Source organism: Kitasatospora sp. NPDC048194 (genome assembly GCF_043202455.1).
GTDB lineage: Bacteria > Actinomycetota > Actinomycetes > Streptomycetales > Streptomycetaceae > Kitasatospora.
On record NZ_JBIDAK010000012.1, the window covers coordinates 166,702 to 181,354 of the forward strand.

The 14,653-nt window shown below is 73.4% G+C and carries 17 protein-coding genes; 8 read left to right on the forward strand and 9 right to left on the reverse strand.

Features of this window, described 5'->3' with window-relative positions; translation table 11 throughout:
• The first annotated feature begins 5 nt into the window (after positions 1–5).
• The 4 genes from ACGF07_RS17435 (at position 6) to ACGF07_RS17450 (ending at position 2,882) form a co-directional block, all read left to right on the forward strand.
• Positions 6–731 (forward strand): VC0807 family protein, encoded by a 726-nt coding sequence (locus ACGF07_RS17435; protein ID WP_350749646.1) that lies wholly within the window; start codon positions 6–8, stop codon positions 729–731.
• Positions 732–842: 111 nt separating this feature from the next.
• Positions 843–1,607 (forward strand): tyrosine-protein phosphatase, encoded by a 765-nt coding sequence (locus ACGF07_RS17440; protein ID WP_392899569.1) that lies wholly within the window; start codon positions 843–845, stop codon positions 1,605–1,607.
• A 49-nt stretch (positions 1,608–1,656) separates the two neighbouring features.
• Complete coding sequence (locus ACGF07_RS17445) at positions 1,657–2,415, forward strand: Clp protease N-terminal domain-containing protein (RefSeq protein WP_392899572.1); 759 nt, start codon at positions 1,657–1,659, stop codon at positions 2,413–2,415.
• 170 nt (positions 2,416–2,585) lie between these two features.
• Positions 2,586–2,882 (forward strand): GntR family transcriptional regulator, encoded by a 297-nt coding sequence (locus tag ACGF07_RS17450; RefSeq protein ID WP_392899574.1) that lies wholly within the window; start codon positions 2,586–2,588, stop codon positions 2,880–2,882.
• Between the two features lie 32 nt (positions 2,883–2,914).
• Here ACGF07_RS17450 and ACGF07_RS17455 read toward each other — a convergent pair whose 3' ends face one another.
• The 3 genes from ACGF07_RS17455 to ACGF07_RS17465 all read right to left on the reverse strand — a co-directional run bounded on the left by ACGF07_RS17455 (position 2,915) and on the right by ACGF07_RS17465 (position 4,730).
• Positions 2,915–3,220 (reverse strand): DUF6087 family protein, encoded by a 306-nt coding sequence (locus ACGF07_RS17455; RefSeq protein WP_392899577.1) that lies wholly within the window; start codon positions 3,218–3,220, stop codon positions 2,915–2,917.
• Positions 3,221–3,538: 318 nt separating this feature from the next.
• The gene (locus ACGF07_RS17460; RefSeq protein WP_392899580.1) at positions 3,539–4,405 is read right to left on the reverse strand and encodes a JmjC domain-containing protein; all 867 of its coding nucleotides are present in this window, start codon (positions 4,403–4,405) and stop codon (positions 3,539–3,541) included.
• A gap of 85 nt (positions 4,406–4,490) precedes the next feature.
• Positions 4,491–4,730, reverse strand: coding sequence for a hypothetical protein (locus ACGF07_RS17465; protein WP_392899583.1), 240 nt, complete (start codon positions 4,728–4,730; stop codon positions 4,491–4,493).
• A gap of 713 nt (positions 4,731–5,443) precedes the next feature.
• Here ACGF07_RS17465 and ACGF07_RS17470 point away from each other — a divergent pair.
• Entirely contained in the window at positions 5,444–6,211 is a 768-nt protein-coding gene (locus ACGF07_RS17470) for a helix-turn-helix domain-containing protein (RefSeq protein ID WP_392899586.1), read from the forward strand.
• 189 nt (positions 6,212–6,400) lie between these two features.
• Here ACGF07_RS17470 and ACGF07_RS17475 read toward each other — a convergent pair whose 3' ends face one another.
• A complete protein-coding gene (locus ACGF07_RS17475; RefSeq protein ID WP_392899589.1) occupies positions 6,401–6,892 on the reverse strand; it encodes an NUDIX domain-containing protein in 492 nt (163 codons plus the stop codon).
• Positions 6,893–7,017: 125 nt separating this feature from the next.
• On the opposite strand from ACGF07_RS17475, the gene ACGF07_RS17480 reads away from it, so the two are divergent.
• Positions 7,018–7,425, forward strand: a complete 408-nt coding sequence (locus tag ACGF07_RS17480; protein ID WP_392899592.1) for an STAS domain-containing protein — start codon at positions 7,018–7,020, stop codon at positions 7,423–7,425.
• On the opposite strand, the gene ACGF07_RS17485 is transcribed toward ACGF07_RS17480, so the two are convergent.
• The 4 genes from ACGF07_RS17485 to ACGF07_RS17500 all read right to left on the reverse strand — a co-directional run bounded on the left by ACGF07_RS17485 (position 7,333) and on the right by ACGF07_RS17500 (position 10,266).
• Entirely contained in the window at positions 7,333–8,310 is a 978-nt protein-coding gene (locus tag ACGF07_RS17485; protein ID WP_350748476.1) for a sigma-70 family RNA polymerase sigma factor, read from the reverse strand. The two genes, ACGF07_RS17480 and ACGF07_RS17485, sit on opposite strands and share 93 nt — an antisense overlap.
• Before the next feature lie 184 nt (positions 8,311–8,494).
• Positions 8,495–8,773, reverse strand: a complete 279-nt coding sequence (locus tag ACGF07_RS17490; RefSeq protein ID WP_392899594.1) for a hypothetical protein — start codon at positions 8,771–8,773, stop codon at positions 8,495–8,497.
• A gap of 181 nt (positions 8,774–8,954) precedes the next feature.
• A complete protein-coding gene (locus ACGF07_RS17495; RefSeq protein WP_350748481.1) occupies positions 8,955–9,221 on the reverse strand; it encodes a UBP-type zinc finger domain-containing protein in 267 nt (88 codons plus the stop codon).
• 55 nt (positions 9,222–9,276) lie between these two features.
• A complete protein-coding gene (locus tag ACGF07_RS17500; RefSeq protein WP_392899597.1) occupies positions 9,277–10,266 on the reverse strand; it encodes a helix-turn-helix transcriptional regulator in 990 nt (329 codons plus the stop codon).
• Positions 10,267–10,413: 147 nt separating this feature from the next.
• Here ACGF07_RS17500 and ACGF07_RS17505 point away from each other — a divergent pair, with 147 nt between their 5' ends.
• Both ACGF07_RS17505 and ACGF07_RS17510 read left to right on the forward strand, forming a co-directional pair.
• Positions 10,414–11,175: an SDR family oxidoreductase gene (locus tag ACGF07_RS17505; RefSeq protein ID WP_392899600.1), complete on the forward strand. Its 762-nt coding sequence runs from the start codon at positions 10,414–10,416 to the stop codon at positions 11,173–11,175.
• A 56-nt stretch (positions 11,176–11,231) separates the two neighbouring features.
• Positions 11,232–14,330 (forward strand): lysylphosphatidylglycerol synthase domain-containing protein, encoded by a 3,099-nt coding sequence (locus ACGF07_RS17510; RefSeq protein ID WP_392899603.1) that lies wholly within the window; start codon positions 11,232–11,234, stop codon positions 14,328–14,330.
• A 22-nt stretch (positions 14,331–14,352) separates the two neighbouring features.
• Here the strand turns inward: ACGF07_RS17510 and ACGF07_RS17515 are convergent, their stop codons facing one another.
• Complete coding sequence (locus tag ACGF07_RS17515) at positions 14,353–14,550, reverse strand: hypothetical protein (RefSeq protein WP_350743701.1); 198 nt, start codon at positions 14,548–14,550, stop codon at positions 14,353–14,355.
• Positions 14,551–14,653: the final 103 nt, after the last annotated feature.

Below are 14,653 nucleotides of genomic sequence, written 5' to 3' on the forward strand. Positions count from 1 at the left end.
CCACCATGAGCAGCCAGAGCGTCAGCGCCGCCACGACTTCCGCTCCCGCGACGGGCGCCGCGCACGCCGAGGCGCCGAACCCGCTGCTCTCCGGTCTCCGCCCGCTGGCGCTCGACGTGGCCGCCCCGATGGCCGGGTACTACGTGCTGCACTCGACCTTCGGTCTGAGCGAGTTCGCCGCGCTGGCCTGGAGCAGTGCCTTCCCGGCCGCCCGGACGGTCCTCGGGCTGCTGAACGAGCGCAGGCTCAACCTCTGGGCCGCGCTGATGCTGGTGGTCAACCTGGCGGGCCTGGCGCTGACCTTCGTCACCGGCGACGCCCGACTGATGATCGCCAAGGACGGCGCGCTGAGCGGCACCGTGGCGCTGGCGATCCTGGTCTCGGCGCTGGTCGGCCGACCGGTGATGACGCCGGTGCTGATGCCCTTCGTGACCAAGGGCAGGCGGGACCGCGCCGCCGCCTGGCAGCGGCTGGTCGAGGGCCGGGCGGCCGGCTCGCGGGCCTTCCGCCGGCACGAGCGGGTGTTCGCCGGGATCTGGGGCACCGCGCTGCTGGCCGAGTGCGCGGCCCGGGTGGTCGGCGCCTTCACCCTGCCGGTCTCGACCATGGCCTGGCTGTCCACCGTGTTCCTGATCGCCGCGATCGCGGCCGGCTCGATGCTCGGCCAGATCGCGGTCGAGCCGATCGAGAAGCTGGTCGGCGCCGAGGCCGAGCACCCGACCGCCGCGTGAACCGCCGGTGCCGGGGGTTCGAACAGCCAGGAACCATCGGGATCTCCCCGGAGTCCTTATAACGAGGGGGTAACGGGACCCCCCGAGACGACCGACCCGGGGAGCCCCACCATGCGGACGAACGCGCTGAGCACCACCGAGGACCGCACCCTCGACTGGGACGGCTGCCTGAACGTCCGCGACCTGGGCGGCCTGCCCACCGCCTCCGGCCGGCTGACCGCCCGCGGCGCGATAGTCCGGGCGGACAACCTGGACCGCCTCACCCGCGAGGGCTGGGACGCCCTCCTCGACCACGGGGTCCGCACCGTGGTCGACCTGCGCGACGACGAGGAGTACCGGCCGCTCCTCCCGCTCCCCGAGGACGTCGACCTGGTCCGCGTCCCGCTGGACGCGCTGGCCGGCTCCGCCTGGTGGCGGACCTATGGCCGGCTGGACGGCACCCCGCTGGCCCTGCGCCCGTACCTGGACCACTGCCCGCACGCCGCCGCCGCGCTGGTCACCGCGATCGCCGGAGCCCGCCCCGGCGGGCTGGTGGTGCACTGCGGCGCCGGTCGCGACCGCACCGGCCTGGCCGCCCTGCTGCTGCTCGCCCTGGCCGGTGTCGACCGGGCCGCGATCATCGAGGACTACCTGCTCAGCGGCCCGAACGTCCGACCGCTCTACGGGATGCTCGGGCTGCCCGACCCCTACCACCGGATCGACGCGGTGCTGGCCGAGGCCGGAACGACCGCCGAGGCCGTGCTGGAGTCGACGCTCGACGGGCTCGACCCGGCGGGCTACCTGCTGGCGGCCGGGGTCTCCCCCGCCGCGATCGCCGCCGTCCGGGCCCGGCTGCTGCCGGGCCGCCAGCGGTCCGAGGACGTTACCGGGTGGTAGCGTCAACCGATGGTTGACGATGCGGGGATCGACAACCTACGGTTGACGCATGGAGAATCCCGTCGTTCCCAACACCACTCCGCTGCGCCTCGACGACCTGATCGCCGCGATCAAGAAGGTCCACACCGACGCGCTCGACCAGCTGTCCGACGCGGTCATCGCCGCCGACCACCTCGGCGACCTCGCCGACCACCTGATCGGCCACTTCGTCGACCAGGCCCGCCGCTCCGGCGCGTCCTGGACCGACATCGGCCGCAGCATGGGCGTCAGCAAGCAGGCCGCCCAGAAGCGTTTCGTCCCCAAGGACCCGGGCACCCCGAACGACCTCGACCCCAGCCAGGGGTTCAGCCGCTTCACCCCCCGGGCCCGCAGCGTCGTGGTGGCCTCGCAGGAGGAGGCCAGGAAGGCGGGCAACGCCGAGATCACCACCGAGCACCTGCTGCTGGGCCTGCGCGCCGAGCCGGAGGGCATCGCCATGAAGGCGCTCGCCGCCCAGGGCGTCACCCCGGAGGCCCTGGGGGCGGCCGCCACTGCCGCCCTGCCGGCCTCCGCCGGGGAGCTGCCCGCCCTGATCCCGTTCGACACCGGGAGCAAGAAGGTCCTGGAGCTCACCTTCCGCGCGGCGCTCAAGCTCGGACACAACTACGTCGGCACCGAGCACATCCTGCTCGCCCTGCTGGAGCAGGACAACGGCGAGGGCGTCCTCGCCGGCCTGAACGTGGACAAGGCCGAGGTGGAGACCTTCGTCTCGGAGGCCATCACCGCCCTCATCGCCGCCCGGAACGCGGAACCCCAGCAGCGGGATTGAGGACCAGGCCCGGCGCAGCGGGGTTGAGGGCAGGCCCCGGTACAGCGGGTTGCGGACCACCCTCGGTCCGGCCCAGGCGCCGCGCCCCGGGCGGAACTCCCGCCCGGGGCACGGCGACTCGGGGCCAGGACACGGATCCGCCGCCAAATCCGGCCCTGGAGGTTCCGGGCGTGCCGGACCCCCTGTACCCCGACCACCGCACCCCGCTGATGGTTGTCGGCGGCTACCTTCATGGCATGGAGTTCGACCCGACCCGCCCCAAGTGGAAGCAGATCCGCGACGAGATCGCCCGAAAGATCGAGAACGGCGAGTACCCGCCCGGCCACCTGATTTCGGCAGTGCAGCTCGAACGGGACTTCGGCGTGGCTCGTGCGACCGTCCAGAAGGTCACAACGGCACTTCGCAAGGACGGGTTGATCCGGACCGAGACCGGCATGGGGAGCTTCGTCATCGACCGCACGAAGTAGCCCAGCCTGTCAGCCCCGTGTGCCTGCTGTTCTTAGCTCTTACGGTGTCGCCCTGTGCCCTTTCGGAGCAGAGCAACAGGGGTGTCGGCTTGCGGCGGAACGGATTCGGAACCCCGCCGGACGATGACCGCGTACGCCTCCGAGTAGTTCGCGGCCACGCCAACCGGCTGCCACTCCGCCCCGTCCCACTCGACCACCAGGCGGGGCGTGTCCTGGAAGAGGAGACCGTTCCGGACCTCAGGATCCAGGACCATGGCGTCCCGCGTACCCGGCGGCCGGTGTCGATCACTCCGAGCGGCGTACCACTCAGACACGGTTTCGTCGTCGGGTTCGAGCACGGGTCCTCACCTCTCCCTCGCCGTGCATCAGAGGCTAGTGGCCAACACCGTTCGGCGGTAAGGGCCACCCCAGTAAGGCGAAGGGTGCCCGCTCCTCCAATGCTTTGGCGTACTCGTCCCCGTCGAACTCGATGTAGTCGGTGATCGGATCTTGCGCCGCGTACAACATCGCAAGAGCACAGCCAAGGCAGAAGTCGCGCGCGGTGTCGAGGTCCCGCAGGTTGGCGTAGTTCTGACACCCGCCCCATTGGCACATCCGTCGGTGCCTGCCGCTGGTAGCCCGATCCGCGCTCATCCCGACAGTGTTCCCCAGCACCCCTACTGCGGCGTCCCGTGGTAGATCGACATCCGTTGCGCGGATCGGACCCGCATGACCAGTTCCTCCGCCGGCTGACCGAGCAGCCACTTCACCAGCGTCGAACGAAGGTGCTCCGCGAGAGCTTCGAAGTCACTGCCCGCAAGATCCGGCGGCAAGGCGCCGCGCAGTTCCACCGACTCCCCGCCAGCCTCCAGCATCTTCGTCAACGCCCAGTGTTCAGTAAGGAGTTGCACGCCGAACGTGATGTGGAGACTGTGTCGATCGCTGGTTCGACCGGCGTGGACCCATCCGCGCGGGATGAAAAGGACTTGCCCCGCCGTCAGGTTGAACTCATAGTCCGGGTCCGTCGTCTCGAAGCGCACCTTGTCTTCCGGGTCGAACCCGATCTTGGACCAGTTGTGGTGTCGGTGTTCCAACGGGTCCACGAACGTCGGTCGGAAGAGCTGCCACAGTTTGGCGCCTTCGGTCTGGGCGAGGAAGACGTGATGGCAGTCCCAGTGCCAGCCGAATCCGCGCGCCTCCCCAGCGGGAGTGAGGTAGAGGTTCCCGGTGATCGGGTGTCCCAGCTGCGCGGCAAGTTCCTTGCAGAACGCCACGATCGGCGGGTAGCTCTGGTGCAACCCGTTGCAGACGAGCGTGTCTGTGGGGTGGTCGGCGGACGCCCGTTCGGCGGTCAGAACGCCGCTCCGGACCATGCCGAAGGAGTAGGGGCGGATATCCGGGTTGGCCAGGATTTCACGCGCCGCTTGGCGGGTGGCGAGGAGTTGAAGATCTGCGGCGTCCCGGTCGTACACCGTGGGCACCGAAGGCCACGCAGCCCGGAAGGCGGACGGGTCGGTGACCAGCCTGGAGAGTGCAGTCTGCACGGTGGCTCTCCGTTCTCGTAGGGTGGAGAAAGGGCGACCGCCCCACTCGAGATGGGGCGGTCGCTCTCGCTTGCTTGCTGGTGTGTCAGGCGCCGATCAGGTGGTCGTACTGCCCGGCGGCGAAGGCGGCCTTGAGCTTCCGCAGCTCACCGGCGGTACCGGTGATCACGGCGCTCTCGTTGTCGATGTTGGCGATGGCCACCCGGCCGTTGCCGGCGTCCGCGACGGCGAAGCACTGGACCTGGTCGTCCAGCTGGCTCTGCATGGCCACCGACCACTCCAGGCCGGGGTGCGACGCTGGGTTGAAGTTCAGGGACTCGCTCATGAACGTCCTCCTTCCGATGTTTGGTACGGCGGGTGCCGCACCCTTCGGGGTGTTGCGGCCCGTCCCAGCCAGCGAGCGCCAGGCGGGACGGGAGCCTGTAGGGGTTACTCAGCGGGCTTCTCTGTCAGCCTCAGCCGTTGCCGGTCAAGCTCCGCGCGAAGCGCCAGGCGTCGCCCGTAGACGCGTTCGTCATGGACGATCCGTCGTCGCCTCGGGCTGACCATCGTTACCGGCCACATGAACTGGACGTGCAGGCCCCAGAGCATCTGAGCCGTGACTACCGGGTGTCTGATCCGATGGAGCCAGAGTCGACACCGGGACCGCCCGATCACGCGGCCACCGGCGTGGCGCCGGTCCGGGTGCGCTTCCGGCCACAGACCTGAGCGCGGTCGTCGCTCCGGTGTGTCGGAACGTAGTCCAGCGGCAGCAAGTAGCCAAACCGCCGACACGTGCACTGCCACGTGAGGATGCCGTCCGATCCCGGCGGATCGGGCCGGATCAGCGCGCCACACGGGCAGACGTCGCGGCAGCTCTCGGCCCCGAGGCTGATTACCTCTGCTTGAGCTGTTCTGCGCTTCACCACCGGTGCTCCTCCACGCTGTTGGAGGGCTTGATGGTGCCCTGAGAGGACAGACCATTGCGACGCCGCTGGGGCGTCCCTTCGGTGTCGTGGCAAGGCGTCATTTCGGTGTCGTTCAGAGGAAGTCAGTCCTATGGTGAACCTCATGACGACGCCGAACGAGACCCTGCGGTCCGTACGCCTTGGACTTCGCCTCAGCCAAGACGAGTTCGCGAAGCGCCTGAGGGCAGCAGGGGACGCCCAGGGAGAACCCAATGACGCAAGCAAGCGCCTCGTGCAGCGCTGGGAGTCGGGAGACGTCAGGTTTCCCCGCCCGGTGTACGTTCGAGCCCTTGAGGCGGTCACCCAGCTCTCCGTGGACCGTCTCGGTTTCGACTCACCACAGCTACCGCCAAGGGTCAGCGTGGACGGCGCGGGAGGTCATGACGTGAGCAGCAACGAACCGGGCGTGCCCGTGCAGGCTGCGCCCGCCCCCACGGGTGAGGACTACTCGGGGGTCTGGATCAGCCACTACGAGTTCTTCAGCAGCAGCCGGGAGAACACGTTCACCGGCCTGCACCACGTCGTGCTGTCCCAGAACGGGAACCGGATCACAGGGCGGTCCCTCCCCGGCGCGTCGTCCAATCCGGACTCGCCGCTGTCGTTCGATCTCACTGTGGATCGGAACGTCGTAACGGGCTCGTGGGTGGAGCAGACGGCACAGGACGGCTATTACCAGGGGGCCAGGTACCACGGCGCCATTCAACTGCTGGTCGATCCGACCGGGCGCCGCATGGCCGGTAAGTGGGTTGGCTTCGGCAAGGAGTTCGACGTCAACACTGGGCCTTGGGAGCTCCGCCTACTGGACAAGTCCACGGCAGAAGACGTCCTGAGTCGCTACAGCGTGCCGCCGGAGGCGTAGCGAGAGCCAGGGCTTCCGGGCGGGGCGTGTGAGCGTGGCCGTCGACATGACGGGCCTCGGTCTGACCAGCGGAAACGGTCCGCTACCCGGGAGGTGTCAGGGTGTTTTCACCTACCTGGGTGGTGACGATCCGGGCCCGGACCGGCGCACGGAACCGGGCGCCGGGTCCGGGCACTGGAGGTCCCGCCCCTAGAAGCCGGAGACGTGGGTGGTGACGATCCGGACCCGGCCGTCCTCGGCCGCTTCCAGGGCCGCCCGCAGCCGGGCCGAACGGGCCGGGCCGAGCAGGTCCAGGGCCTCCTCCAAGGGCGCCCAGCGGTGGGTGTCCAGTTCGCCGGCCGGGACGGTAACGGGGGTGCCGTCCGGGACGGTGCCGAAGTCGAACATGAAGTGCTCGGCCGGGTGGTCGAGTTCACCCGAGGGGTGGGTCCAGGAGATGGCCAGCAGGTCTCCGGCCGTCCGGACGATGCCGGTCTCCTCCTCCAACTCCCGCTCGGCGCACCGGACCGGCCCCTCGCCCAGGTCGATCGTCCCGCCCGGGAACTGCCAGTGCTCCCGGTAGCCGGCCTTCACGATCAGGATCCGGCCGGACTCGTCCCGCAGCAGGCAGCCCGCCGCCGCGTAGACCCGGGGCAGCGAGGCCAGCCATTCCTCGCGGGACTTCAAGGGCTCAGCCGTCACGGCGCTCCTCCTGGGGCAGGTGGGGTTCGGTCGCTCCCACTCTGCCACCCGCCCCGGCCGCCGGGCGTCCGGCACCGAGCCGCGGCGGACCGATGAGTCGGCGCCGCCGGGACGGTCCAACGGGTATGAGGACCACTCCGGGAGAAGCCGTACTGACCTGCGACCTGGGCGCGCTGACCGCCCCCGACCTGGCCGTCGTCGACGCGCTCGCCAGGCTGCGGTCGGCCGCCGCCCGCCACGGGGTGGGCGTGGTGCTGGTGAACGCGGACGGCCCGCTGCGGGAGCTGCTCGCGTTCGCCGGGCTCTCGGCGCTGCTGCCGGGAGCGGCCGATCCGCTGGACTCCGCGGGCCTCGCAGACCTCCCAGACCTGGCAGACCTGGCAGACCGCCCAGGCCTCGCAGATCTCCCAGGCCTCGCGGAGCCGGCCGGGCGCTCGGGACTACTCGGCGTCGAGACGGGGCGGGAGGCCGAACAGGGGGAAGAGCACGTCCGTGTCCAGGAAGTTGGTGACTCCGGTGATCCGGCCCTCTGACACCTCCAGCACGATCAGCGACCACGGCTCGTGCCCGCCCGCCGGGCTCGGCCGGTACTGGGCGAAGGCCGGGCCGCCGTTGGCCGTCACCGGGAGCAGCCGGGAACCCCGGCAGCCCTGCCCCGGGCCCAGCATCCACGCCCGGATCTCGTCCTGCCCCCGCAGCCACATCGCGAACGGCGGCATGTTGAGCGTGACGTCCTCGTGCAGCAGCGCGGCCAGGCCGTCCATGTCGTACGCCTCGAAGGCGCGGACGTAGCGGTCCAGCAGTGCCCGGTGGTCCGCGTCCAGGGCGGGCGCCGGCCGGGCCGCCGAGGCGTCCGAGGCGAGGACGGCGCGGGCGCGTTGCAGTGCGCTGTTGACCGAGGCGACCGTCACGCCGAGCAGTTCGGCCACCTCCGCGGCCTTCCAGCCGAGCACTTCGCGCAGGATCAGCACCGCCCGCTGCCGGGGCGCGAGGCGCTGCAGCGCGGCGACGAAGGCCAGCTTCACCGACTCGCGCTGGGCGGCCACCTCGGCCGGATCCCCCGTCTCGGGGAGCACCCGGCCGTCCGGCGCGGGGCCGATCCACGTCACCTCGGGCAGCTGGGCGTCGCTCGCGGTGGCCACCGTGACCGGGCCGGCCAGGTCCATCGGACGGGCCCGGTTCTTGCGGCCGTTCAGCGCGTCCAGGCAGACGTTGGTGGCTATCCGGTACAGCCAGGAGCGCAGCGCGGACCGCCCCTCGAAGCCGCGGTGGCCGCGCCAGGCGCGGATCATGGTCTCCTGCACCGCGTCCTCGGCCTCGAAGACCGATCCGAGCATGCGGTAGCAGTAGCCCGTCAACTCCGTGCGGTACCGCTCCAGCTGGAGCTCGACCGGCTCCTCCGTGAGCACCTCGGCCATGGTCACCCCTGTCGTGCTGCGCCTTCCCGGTGTACGGACAGGAACGTAGCGCACGGCACCGACAACGGCCGCTGACCGGCCGTCAGGGGCGGCTGCCGGGCTCGGGTTCCAGGAGCCGTCGCGCCGCCCCCGCGGGACCGCCGGACGCGGTCGGGCGCCGCCGCCCGTCGGCGCCTCGGCGCGGTCAGTGGGCGGAGTGCTTCTCCGCGCCGCGGTGCCGGTGCCCCTTGAGCTCCGCGTGCGCCGACGGGGCGGCGTGCATCGCCGGGGGTGCCGCGTCGCGCCCGCCGTGGCGGAAGGCGCCGCCGGGGGCGGGGAGCGGGCCGGCGCCGGAGGAGGACATCGTTGCGCCGCGCGGCTCCGGTCCGAGGCGGCTGGGCGTGCTCACCATGCCCCGGCTCTCCAGCAGGGCCTGGGCGCCCTGGCGGAGCTTGGCGGTGCTGCCCGGGATTCGCTTGGTCATCGTCGGCCTCCCTTCGGCGGCCGCGGCCGGACGGATGCCGGCCGGAGGGCCGCATGGGCGTCTTGTCCGGATTTTAGCCGGACCGGGCGCCGCTGCCACCGCGCGGCCGTCCGTCCGCCCCCGACCGTCCTCCGCCCGACCGTCCGGGCCGTCCGGGCCGTCCGGCCGCCGTCCGAACTGATCAGCCCATGACCTCGTGGACGAAGCACCAGCGCCAGTCCTCCCCCGCCTCGTACGAGCGGATCACCGGGTGGGAGGTGTTGTGGAAGTGCGCGGTGGCGTGCCGTTGCGGCGAGAAGTCGCAGCAGCCGATGTGGCCGCAGTCCAGGCACACCCGCAGGTGGACCCAGTCCCGGCGGCCCTGGGCCAGGCACTCGGCGCAGCCGTCGGTGGGCGGAAGGGGCTCGATGTCCCGGGGGGCCAGAGCGAGGTCTTCGCAGGCGCTCATGTTCGAAGGCTACGACGGCCGGAACCGGGATGCCTCAGGACGGGACCGGGATGCCTCAGGAGGAGGCGCCCGGTGCCCCGGCGGCCGGCCCGGGGCCCGTGGCGGTGGTGTGGGCCGCGCGGGAAGCCGCGTCGGCGGCTGGGGAAGGGACCGCGTCGGCACCCCCGGAAGGGGCCGTGCCCGGGGCCGTGCCCGGGGCCGTCCAGCTGGCCAGCAGGGTCAGCTTCTGGGCGGTGGGCGAGTCCGGCGGGGCGGTGTAGACGACCAGCACCTGGTCCGGCGAGCCGTTGACGCCCAGGGTCCGGTAGCCGAAGTCGAGTTCGCCGACCAGCAAGTGCCCCAGGAGCTTGCTGCCGCTGCTCTTCTCCCGGACCAGGTGGTCCGCCCAGAGCCGGCGGAACTCCTCGCTGCGCACCGACAGTTCGCCCACCAGCGCGGTCAGGGCCGGATCCGCGGGGTGCAGCCCGGCGTCCCGGCGCAGGTAGGCGACCGTCTCGGCGGCGACCGCCTCCCACTGGCGGTAGTGGTCGCGGGCGGCCGGGTCCAGGAACACGTGCCGGGCCTGGTTGGGCGCGGCGTTCGGATTGGTCTCCGAGCGCGGCCCGAGGTCCCGCCGGGAGGAGAAACCGCTCACCGCGTCGCCGAGCGCGTTCCAGGCCAGCACGTCCATCCGGCGGCCCAGGACGAAGGCGGGCACCCCCGTCATCAGGTCCAGCAGCAGGCGCGTCCCCGGCTCGACCTGCTGGTGCCCCCGCGCCCGGGCCGCCGGGGCCTTGGGCGGGCGGGTCAGCGACCGCAGGTGCGCCGCCTCCGTCGCGTCCAGCCGCAGCACCCGGGCCACCGCGTCCAGCACCGCGTCCGAGGCACTGCCGCCGCGGCCCTGCTCCAGCCGCACGTAGTAGTCGACGCTGACCCCGGCGAGCTGCGCCACCTCCTCGCGGCGCAGGCCCTGCACCCGGCGGCGGCCGTGCGAGGACAGCCCCACCTCCTCCGGCTGGATCCGGGCCCGGCGCGATCGGAGGAAGTCCCCCAGGGTGTTCTCCATGGCAGGCAGGGTAGCCCCGGGCCCTCGCCGTGAGGGTGGTACTGCCGTTCCCAGGAACGGGGTTCCCAGGACGCGCACAGCCCTGGGCCGGGACGCGCGGCGGTCGCAGAGTGGTCGTCGCCAGCCCGATCCTCCCGAGGAGTCCCGATGAGCTACCCCGCTCTCGCCACCCGCACCGCCGTCGTCACCGGAGCCGCCAGCGGCATGGGCGCCGCCACCGCCCGGCTGCTCGCCGCCGCCGGCGCCCGGGTCGCCCTGCTCGCCCGCCGCACCGACCGGATCGAGGCGCTCGCCGCCGAGATCGCCGCCGCCGGCGGGCAGGCCGTCGCCGTCACCACCGACATCACCGACCAGGCCTCGGTCGACGCCGCCGCCGAGGCCGTCCACGAGGCGTACGGCCGGGTCGACCTGGTGGTCAACAACGCCGGGGTGATGCTGCCCAACCCGCTCACCGCCGGTCGGATCGACGAGTGGACCCGCATGATCGACACCAACCTGACCGGCGCGCTGCGGATCGTCCGCGCCTTCACCGAGGACCTCACGACGGCCGCCGCCGACGGCCGCACCGCCGACCTGGTCAACGTCTCCTCCATCGCCGCGCACGTCATCTTCCCCGACTACGCCGTGTACGCCGCCACCAAGGCCGCGATCTCCCAGCTGTCCGCCGCGCTGCGCTCCGAACTCGGTCCGCGCGACGTCCGGATCAGCGCGATCGAGCCCGGCCTGACCGACACCGAGCTCGGCGGCCACATCGACAACCCGGACCTGCGCGACCAGCTCGGCGGCATGTTCGACGTGATCCCGGCGCTCGGCGCGGAGGACGTCGCCGACCTGATCGCCTACACCGTCAGCCGCCCCCGGCACGTCAACCTGCGCCACCAGGTGGTGCTGCCGACCCGGCAGGCGTGACGGCCGCGGCGCGATCCCGGCTCCCGGGCCACGGGTGGCATGGGAGCATGCCACCCGTGGCGATCGTGACGGGGAGAGAAGACGGCGGCACCGGCGAGGGCGGCGGCGTCCCCCTCCCCGGGCGGCCGGACACCGGCGGGGGCATACCCCGGCAGCCGGAAGCCCGGCAGCCGGCCGGGGAGCCCGGCGCCCGGCCGGCCCGGATGCGGCCGCTCACCGACACCGGCCGGATCCGGCAGCCCGCCGCCCTCCTCCGGCTGCTCACCGGCCTGCTCGCGATCGCCGTCACCCTGCTGCTCGCCGACTACGCCCGGGCCACCACCGGGGGCATCGCCGCCGACGTCGCCGAGGCGGTCGCGATCGTGCCGCGACCGCTCGCCGGCCTCGCCGGCGGGCTCACCACCGCCGCCGTCCTGCTGCTGCCGGTCGGACTCGCCGTCCGCCGGGTGCTCGGCCCCGACCGGCGGCGCGCCCTCCAACAGGTCTCCGACGGGCTGCTCGCCGCCGTCCTCGCCTACGGCGCCACCCTCGCCCTCGGCCTGTGGGCCGACGACCTCGCCCCCACCTCCCTGATCACCGCGCTCACCCAGCCGCTGCCCGGCGACGTGCTCCACCACACCGAGCCCGTCTACGGCTACCTCGCCCCCGTCCTCGCCTTCATGACCGCCTCCGGCAGCCGCGAACGGCGCCTGCCCATGGCCGTCCTGGCGCTCTCCGGACTCGCCGGGCTCGCCGGCGGCTACGCCACCCCCACGGCACTGCTGCTCGGCCTGCTCATCGGCTGGACCGGTGCCCACGGCACCCTGTACGCCGTCGGCACCCCGGACCCGCGGCCGCGGCCCGGCGAGGTGCTGCGGGCCCTGCGGGACAGCGGGCAGCACCCGGTCGAGGCCGTGCCGGCGGGATCGGACCGCTACCGGGTCCGGCAGGCCGACGGGTGGCCCGCACTCGACGTCCAGCTCCTCGACCGGCAGGCCGTCACCGTCGCCGCCGTCCAGCGCGCCTGGCGCCGCCTGCGGCTGCGCACCGCCCCGCACCCCCGCGCCCTGCGCTCCCCGCGCACCGGACTGGAGCACGAGGCCCTGGTCACCTACGCGGCCCTGGCCGCCGGCGTCCGCACCCGCCGCATCGCCGCCACGGTCGGCCTCGGCCACGACACCGCCCTGATCGCGTACGAGCACCAGGCCGGCCGCACCCTGGACCAGCTCGCCGACGAGGAGATCACCGACGAGCTCCTCGCCGACGCCTGGCGCCAACTCGCCCTCCTCCAGCGTCGCGAGATCGCCCACCGCGCCCTCGTCCCCACCTCCCTGCTGATCGACGACACCGGGGCCGTCCACCTGGTCGACTTCGCCGACGGCGACATCGCGGCCAGCGAACTCGTCCTCCGCTGCGACACCGCCCAACTCCTCACCACCCTCGCCCTGCGCACCGGCGCCGCCCGCTCCGTCCGCAGCGCCGCCGCCGTCCTCGGCCCCGAGCCCATCGCCGCCGCCCTGCCCCTGCTGCAACCCATCGCCCTCGCCCGCACCACCCGGCAGGCCCTCAAGCAGCACGCGAAGGCGGGGGGCACGGCCGCACCGGGGGCGGCACCGGGGGCCGCCCGGGGCCGGGCGGGCGGCGCGGCGACGGGGACGGGGACGGACCTGGCCGACGCCGGGGGACGCGCCGGTCCGCGACCCGCGCACCGGGCGGCCTCCGGCACCCGGCCGGAGACCAGCACCCAGGCGGCGGGCGGCGCCGGGGCGGCGGGCGGCGCACGGCTCCCCGCTCAGGGCGTGCGCCGATCCGGACCACCCGGCGGCGGGACCGCCCCCGAACGGGGCGACGCCGCACCGGCGGTCCGGCCCTGGACGGGTGCGGGCGGCAGCCCGGGCAGCGCTGCCGCCCGCACCCCATCGCACGGGGACGCCCACGACGCCGCCGGACCCACGGCGGGCACAGTGCCCGGGGCGGGCACGGCCCCGGCGGCGGGGACGGCGGCGGCCACGGTCCCGGCAGCGGGCACGGTCCCGGCGGCGGGCATGGCGTCGGTGGCAGGCACGGTGCCGGTGGCGGGCGGCGGATCCACCGCGGCGGCCGCGGACGGCCGCGAGACCGCCGCCGTCACCGCCAGGCACCCCGGAGGCGGCGACGCGCTGCCCGGGGGGCTGCTGGAGGAGATCCGGGCGGAGGTCGCGCGCGGCCGGCCGGAGGCGGTCGGGCGGCCGGTGCGGCTGGAACGGCTGCGGCCGCGGACCCTGCTGGCCGTGGTGGGCGGGGTGGTCGCCGGGTGGCTGCTGATTCCGCAGTTCTTCGCGCCGGAGGACAACCCGGTCGCGGCGTTGGCGGACGCCGATCCGTGGTGGCTGGTGTTGGCGCTGGTGGCGGCCGGGTCGAGCCACGTGGCGGCGGCGATGGGCTTCGTCGGGTTCGTGCCGGAGCGGCTGGACTTCCGCAACGCCGTACTGGCGCAGCTGGCCGGGGCGTTCGTGAAACTGGTGTCGCCCGGGGGCGTCGGCGGGATCGCCCTGAACACCCGGCTGCTCCAGCAGGCGGACATCCCGACCGCGCAGGCGCTGTCCAGCGTCGGCGTGGGGCAGGTGATCGGGCTGGTGCTGCACCTGTTGCAGCTGGGGGCCTTCGTCTACCTGCTGGACCTCCAACCCGGCGGGTCGGAACTGGACGCGCTGCCCGCCGTGGTGGGCGGGCTGGCCGCGGCGGCCGTCCTGCTGGCGCTGGTGTGGGCGGTCCCGCCGGCCCGGCGGTGGCTGACGACGCGGCTGCGGCCGCTGACGGCCGAGGTGCTGCCGCGGCTGCTGGACCTGCTGCGCAACCCGGGGCGGCTGGCGGTGGGGGTGGCCGGGCAGCTGCTGGTGTCGATCTGCCTGATCGCCTGCCTGTACTGCTGCGTGCGGGCGATCGGCCGGGTCCCGTCCTTCGCCTCGGTGGCGGTGGTGTTCCTGGTGGGCAACGCGGCGGGCAACGCCGCGCCGACCCCGGGCGGGGCCGGCGCGGTGGACACGGCGCTGACGCTGGGGCTCCAGCAGAGCGCGTCGATGGAGAAGGGCGGGGCGCTGGCGGCGGTGGCGCTGTTCCGGCTGCTGACGCTGATCCTGCCGGTGCTGCCGGGCTGGGCGGCGATGGCCTGGCTGCAACGCCGCAAGGCGCTGTAGGCCGCTGCTGCCCCGTCGGCCGCTACTCCCGGTAGTCGTCCTCGTCGAGCTGGACCACCCGGCTCTGCTCGGCGGCGTCCGCGACGTCGGTGGCCGGGTCCGCGCCGAGGGCCCGGCGCTCGGCGACTTCGTCGTACTCGTCGCCGGTGGGTTCCTCGTCGTCGGGCTCGACGGCCTCGTCGGCCTCGTCGATCAGGTACTCCTCGTGATTCTGCGGCATGGCGTCCGTCCTCGGTGTTCGGATGCTCCCACGGATGGCGTACTGGCAGTATCCGCCGCCGGACGCCCGCACGCGATCAGCGCGAGCCCTCCGGGCGTGTTGC